This window comes from Nocardioides endophyticus (assembly GCF_039543845.1).
Classification (GTDB): domain Bacteria; phylum Actinomycetota; class Actinomycetes; order Propionibacteriales; family Nocardioidaceae; genus Nocardioides; species Nocardioides endophyticus.
In genome coordinates this window covers 214,996-221,384 of record NZ_BAABKN010000012.1, presented here as the reverse complement: position 1 = coordinate 221,384, position 6,389 = coordinate 214,996, and the positions used below count along the sequence as shown (strand labels likewise).

General features: G+C 64.4%; 4 protein-coding genes. 2 read left to right on the top strand and 2 right to left on the bottom strand.

What is annotated here, in order from left to right; translation table 11 throughout:
* Positions 1 to 988: 988 nt before the first annotated feature.
* Positions 989 to 2,977 carry a hypothetical protein gene (locus tag ABEA33_RS09890; protein WP_345526592.1) on the bottom strand — a complete coding sequence of 663 codons (1,989 nt, stop codon included), beginning with the start codon at positions 2,975 to 2,977 and terminating at the stop codon, positions 989 to 991.
* A 404-nt stretch (positions 2,978 to 3,381) separates the two neighbouring features.
* Positions 3,382 to 3,897 (bottom strand): hypothetical protein, encoded by a 516-nt coding sequence (locus ABEA33_RS09885; RefSeq protein ID WP_345526591.1) that lies wholly within the window; start codon positions 3,895 to 3,897, stop codon positions 3,382 to 3,384.
* Between the two features lie 124 nt (positions 3,898 to 4,021).
* On the opposite strand from ABEA33_RS09885, the gene ABEA33_RS09880 reads away from it, so the two are divergent.
* Positions 4,022 to 5,179: a hypothetical protein gene (locus tag ABEA33_RS09880; RefSeq protein WP_345526590.1), complete on the top strand. Its 1,158-nt coding sequence runs from the start codon at positions 4,022 to 4,024 to the stop codon at positions 5,177 to 5,179.
* Between the two features lie 708 nt (positions 5,180 to 5,887).
* Entirely contained in the window at positions 5,888 to 6,331 is a 444-nt protein-coding gene (locus ABEA33_RS09875; protein WP_345526589.1) for a DUF4279 domain-containing protein, read from the top strand.
* Positions 6,332 to 6,389: the final 58 nt, after the last annotated feature.

The window sequence follows — 6,389 nt, the reverse complement described above, 5'->3', positions numbered from 1 at the left end:
CTTCATCACGAACTCAGACTGCAGCGCGCCTCACTCAAGATATGGGAGACACGCTCTAGACGATCCCCAATTGGGATTGCGTCGACTACCTTCTCGCGTTCGCCGTTCGCCGTTCGCCGTTCGCCGTTCGCCGGCAGCTCGCTGACGCATCGCGCCCACGAGATGGGCCCAGCGTGATGGCTGGACCGCGGCGCAAGGGTTCCCGCTCTCCCGTTCAGGAGATCGGTACGGCAGCCGCGCAGTTCCGGGAGCGTTTCGGGTTCGATGCTCTCCACGTCGACGAACGTGAGGCTGTCTTGCAGGGCGACCAAGCGCGCGTGCGCCGGGGCAGGCCGCCGACCTGACCTGGTCCGGACGTAACGAACCGCGAGATGGTGCCGAATCGTTGCTCGCGGGGACGGCGAGCTGTCGAATCGACACCGTCGACATCGATGGCCTGAACGCCGAGCCGAGCGCATCGGACGTTCTCCGTCCGGTGTCCCGTGACGGCGTCACTCACACCAAACTCGGCGCTCGCCAGTTCGCCACGCAGGACGCGGGCGGCAACCTCATCGAGTTCTATCGCTGGGGTCCACTGAGACAGCGCCGCAAGCAGATTCCTCATCGGGACGCTGGAAGCTCCCCAAACCTTCCTTTTTTGGCGCCCGCAAACATCTCAAAGGGAGCGTGCAAGACCAGGGCATGCTCAGCCACCGCCGTGGACAGGCTGGCGACTCAGGATGCCCGGTGTGCCGCCACTCCCCGCAACTCGTGGCTACGTCACCAGCACGACCACCCGCGTAGCCCTTTGCGCCCAGATAGACGCAGGTGCATAGCGCCCGCTTGGACGCGGGTGCGCAGCGCCCACAATGTCTTGCACTAGTCATGCGCCGGTCGAACTTGACGCCTCCAACGTGAACCCTGCCGTGAATGCGGAGCCGCTTCCGGAGAAGTACATATAGCGAGGCGCCAATGGACGCCCGCAAGTCCGATTGACCTGGACGCTCGGTCAGCTGTCTCGGTCTGCCGGGGTCTCGTCGGCGGTCGGGATGCCGTTCTCAGCCGACGCGAGGACGAGTTCGTCGTTGATCTTGATCGTCAGCGCGATCATCAGCCGTAGGGCCCTGTAGTAGGTGTCCTGGTGCTGGGCCTCGCCCTCGCCCTTGGGCTGGACTCCGTGCTGGTACTTGTTGCGGAGCTTGGGGCCGTTGCTGAAGTCGACCGAGTTCAGGTTGTAGTTGAAGTACGCGGCCTCGGCCTCGGTCAGCAGGGAGGAGCGCCGTACCAGCCATCCTGCGTCGATCATCGTGTCCACGTGGGCGCGGGCCGCCTGATCGAGGTGGTGGTAGGCCACTGCCTCGTGGTGACTGAGTGACCTCAAGACCGAGAAGAGCGGGAAGTTCGTCAACACGATGCGGTGCCCTGTGTTCTTTGCGAGCCCGATCTCGATGAGCTTGTCGATCATGGGCTGCTGGAAGGCGTGCAGTGCCTCATAGGGGACCTCGTTTCGGACCAGGAGGTCGACGGCGTTGTCGCCGCTCAGGTTTTCGTCGACGTAGGTGAGGTGTGACTGGTCGGAGAACAGGATGTGGAGGATCGACTGGATCTCGGGGTGGTCGGTCGCGTAGGCGTACTTGCCCTCGAGCGCGCTGGGGATGGCGCGGTACCGGACCAGGTCTGCCCCGGCGGTGGCCACGTCGTGGTCGATCTCGCCGTCCTCGATGAAGAGGGTGTACTGGGTGGCGATCGACTCCATCTCCGCAAAAAGGTTGCGGCACCGCTCCAGGTAGTTCGCGGTGGAGCTGCTGGGGGTGAAGGCGAACCCGGTGATGCCGAGCTCCGAGGCCAGGTGCTCCTCGAAGTACCAGCGGAGCACTTCCTCAAGGTCGATGTCCCTCGCTTCGAGGAAGCGTCGGTACATGACCGTCTGCGAGAGGGTCGCGAGGTCCTTGGCTGTGAAGACGTGCCCGGTGAGGTAGTCGTGGGTGCCGTCGAGGCCGAAGACGGACTCGAGACCGCGGCGCTCGCTGTCGACGGCTGGCATCGTCAGCAGTCCGTCCTCGGGTGCGAACTCGAACAGGAACTGGAAGTTGTTGAGGACCGAGGCGTTGTCCAGGGTGTCCTCGAGCCAGGCCTCGCTGAAGGTGTACTCGATGACGGTGTCGTCCAGGGAGACCGTCATCGGCTCGATCTGCGTGTCAGACACGGAGACCGAGCATCCGGTCCTGATGCCGGTGTTGGTCGCGAAGAACTCCTTCACCTGGGCGTCGTAGCGGCGCTTGGCGTTGACGATCAGGCGCTTGTCGACACCGGTCTTGGCGTCGATCGGGGCGTTCGCGACGAGCTTTAGGTAGTTGCCGTTCGGGTTGTCGCTGTCGATGTACTTCTGAATCAGTGCGCGCTGGTCGGCTGGGGTGAGGCTGGCAGGGAGGAAGGTCTCGTTCCTGACTTGGTCCTCGAGGTGGTGGCGGATGACGAGCTCGGCTCGGTCGGGGTCGGCGAGGACGAGGTCGCGGACCTGGGTGTCGTAGTTCTCGACGAGCCGTTTGCTGGTGAGCAGGTCACCGGGGTGGATGCGGGCCCGGTCGAGGGCTGCCAGCATGGGGGTCGCACTGCAGCGTCCGAAAACACCGAGTCCGGCAAGGAGCTCGAGGAGGTGCTCGTGGTACTGCCAGTCGACGTCGCTGAGCTTGTCATCGAGATCCTCGTCCTCGAGCGCGTGGAACCACTGGGCGACGACTCGTCTGATGGGGCCGGCCGCCTCGGTGAGCGTGGCCTGCTCGGCCTCGGGCAGGTCCTTCGGCGTGAAGCCTGCCTCCACGAAAAGGCGTGCGTTGTGGAGTTCAAGGATGCCGTTGACATCTTCGGGCGGGGCGGACGGGTTGAACCGCCGGATGATGTCTGCCGCCTCCTGGCTCTGCCAGTAGGTGGCGTAGTCGCCGGCGCCGTAGAAGCGCATGCGCATACTGACGTCGTCGACGTCGGTGTCGTCGGTCATGTCGTTCCTCCCCTGGGCCAACGCCGGCGCCGACCGGTCAAGCAGCCGGATCGAAGTTGGTCGCTTCACCATTGAATCTCGCACCACCGACACCGACCGAATGGGTTTCCGCGCGGCTCGAGTGCCGCCGCCGCCAGTTGCCGCCGTTGGGCCCGTCAGCCCGCGACGGAAAGCATGCCCGGATGCCACTGGTCACGCCCAATGGCCCAGGGATGGCGCCGTAGCAGATGCCTCCCCATTGCCTTGGCCAAGCGAGCTCATCCTCGGCACCTGAGAGTCCGGTCGTGCCGGTCTGACGCTAGCCGAGCCGGTGCATCACTCAGCCGCCTGTCGGCGCCGGCGATGCGACCGGATCTGCCGAGGAGCGGGCACAGTTTGCCGCAGCCCGGCGATGCTCCAGTACGTCAGAAGTCGCCGCCGAACCAATCCCGCTCGTCTGCGAGGGCTTCGCGGGTCATCAACTCCGTCAAACTATCGAGGTCCGGATCGACATCGACGAGCATCTTCCCGAGCTCGTTGTAGATCTGCACAAGCATCATGAATCCAGGGACGCCATGGCCGCGCACGAGCTCGCGGACCGGCTCGGGGTCGGTCATCCCGTGGTCGATGAGATGACCGATCAGTGCCAGGCAATCAGGCACGACGCCCTTGCGGATTGGAAAGCGCTCGAGCAGCGCTGCTTCTGGGAAGGCGATGGGCTTGCGACCCGACTGAACGCGGGCGTCGTTCATCTGCTCGAAGCGGCGAACCGACATCATCGCGGCTATGCCGACAGCGTGGTCCGGCCCGTGAGAGAACGTGCCCACCCCAAGCTCAAAGTTGCGCACGAAAGCATCAGGCCCGCCCACGGTTAGCGAAGTTGCGACGCCACGAATCTCTGCCAGCAGGTCGTGTACGTCTTTCGCGAAGTCTTCGGTCATGCAAGCCATGCTGTCGCATGGCTCCGACAGTCTGCGGAACGTCTGATTGCGCACGGCAATCCTCTGCGCTCGAACGGGACCCTCGCGGCATCATGGAGCCCTGACGACTAGGAGAGGTGACGCTTTGCCCGGGACGTTCGAGGCCGAGGACCATGTGTTGCGGTGGCCGCGCGAGTTGTTCCGGCGTCGCTTGGCGGAGTTGATCAACGCACAGCAGCAGTTCACCCCAGGTTGGGCTGAAGAAGTAGAGCTCCTACTCGACGACGCGTTCGACGGCAACCGGCCGGTCGACACATTTCGCTCCACGTCCAACAGCCCGGTGATCGATCCGTGGGGCCCTGCCGAGCCAGCGAATCACAAACAGATCCCCCCGAGGCGCCGGTACCTGGTCGACCTGCTCCAGGCCGCAGACTCCTTACCGCACGAGGTCCAACGCCGGCCGTACCGTTCGCAGCGGGGCCGGCCAGATGGCACAGCTCCAACCATCTCGCTGTCGGCGACCGTCGCACGATTCACCAGCCTGATCATCGACCTCGACGAGCGTGGCTACTTCGAGCGCGCTTTCCAGAAGGATTGCGTAGACGACGCGCGATCAATCGACCCTTCGGTGCTCATCGAAGAGGAAATCGGCGTGCCTGACCTATGGCCGCTCTCCGTCGACCGCCTGATCGACGACCTCGACGTTTTCATGGATGTGATCGAGGTTCTCGGCGAGTTCGTCGCCGCTCCCCAAAGTAGATCGAACCACGGCTACGGCGGGTGCGGATGGCACCACCGCGACTTCAACATCCAGATGGGACGTGACATCTACTTCTGGCTGATCAACCGGCTGCTGGACCGAACCACGTTCGACCTCCGGCTGGCGACCTCGGGTGAGGATCGGGGTCGGCTGGTCGAAGCCCATGGCGATGCGCGCAATGACCTCGTCACCGCGACGATCGAAGGCGCTGACGAGGACACGCGCAGCCCGATCGAGCACGCGGTTGCTCTCTTCCGTCGACGCGGTGCGACCGTTGAGGACAAACGGTCAGCGTGTACGACGCTCGCGGGGGTACTTGAGCTCCGCCGCTCGTTGTTGAAGGAGGAGCTCTATCGGAGAGACGAGGGGGCGCTCTTCCAGATCGCCAACGAGTTCGACTTGCGGCACCGCAGCGAGAGCCAGAAGGGCGACTACGATCCGGTCTTCCTCGACTGGATCTTTTGGTGGTACCTCGGGACGATCGAGCTGACCGACCGAGTCGTTTCCCGGCAGGCCGAGAGTGACAGCGAGCCACCCTTTTAGGCCGAAACGCCGGCCGGACGGCGGCTAGCCCGATCGACCGGCGGATGCCTCGCAGGCGGTGCCGTCCTGGTCCTCGTTGATACGGCAGCATCTCGGATCCGGACCGCGCACCGCGTCATTGCGCTCGGCCGGTTGGGTTCTCAGCTAACCGACCGGAGCAGCCGCGATGAGCACGGCTGCGGAGGTGCGTCTATCCGCCGCCTTGGACCAACGGGAGACATGCGAATCTCCCGGGTTGAGCTGATGCCTCGTCGGCAGGCCGAGCCGTTTCAGGTTCGGCGCAGCAGCGACTCGCGCAGTCGCCGCCCGGGCGCCGGCGAAGCGGAGTACCGTCCGGGCTATGAGGGGCGTCCGTTGTTCGACCAAGCGCGCCCCGATCGAGACTCAAGAAGAGGCTGCGAGCATTGCGGCGGGCGTAGCAAAGGGCGCGGAAGCCGTCCAATGTCCCTACTGCGGGTGGTGGCACGTTGTCGGATATGGCTCGCCCTTGGAGCGGCCATCGAAGCCGCGCAAGCGGCGTTGAGAGAACGCTTGTGTCGGCTCTCGTCCGTTGAGCAGACTCGCGATAGCAGAGGTCGTCTCCCGCTCGTCGTCAAGCTTTGCCTGTTCCGCTGAGCACTTCATTCCACCGCCTGTCGGCGCCATGGTGCAACCGGATCTGCCGAATTGGGTGCGCCGCCTCTTGTCTAACCGCGTAGGTTGCCGCACATGTCGGACTCGCCATGGAAGGTTCAGCAGTACTGCTACTTCTGGCTCGCCAGCGAAGCCCTCACGGCCGAACAGGTAACGGAGCATCTCGGGATCGAACCGGATCGAACCTCGGTCATGGGGAGCCGACGGACATCGCCACGGGTGGTCCCTGCCGCACATCGGTGGGAGATCCAATGTGAGACGCACGGACGAATCGGCGAACAAGCGTCCACTGTTCTTGCTCGCATCGCGCCTGCCGCTGGTCGGGTGCGAGATCTCGTCGACAGAGGTGACGTCGCGGCAGGCCTGATGATGGTCCGCTGGTTCGACGATCCAAAGGGCGGCTACAACGCGATGGGATGGTGGATGAGCGCCGAGCAGATCCAACTGCTGGCCAGCATGGGCGCCACCGTGGAATCAGATGAGTACCCGGGAGACTTCACAGCGCATTCGCCCCTGTAACGCACTCATCTGCCGCTGACGGTGCGCGGATCTGCCGATGAGCGCGCTGTCGGGCGTT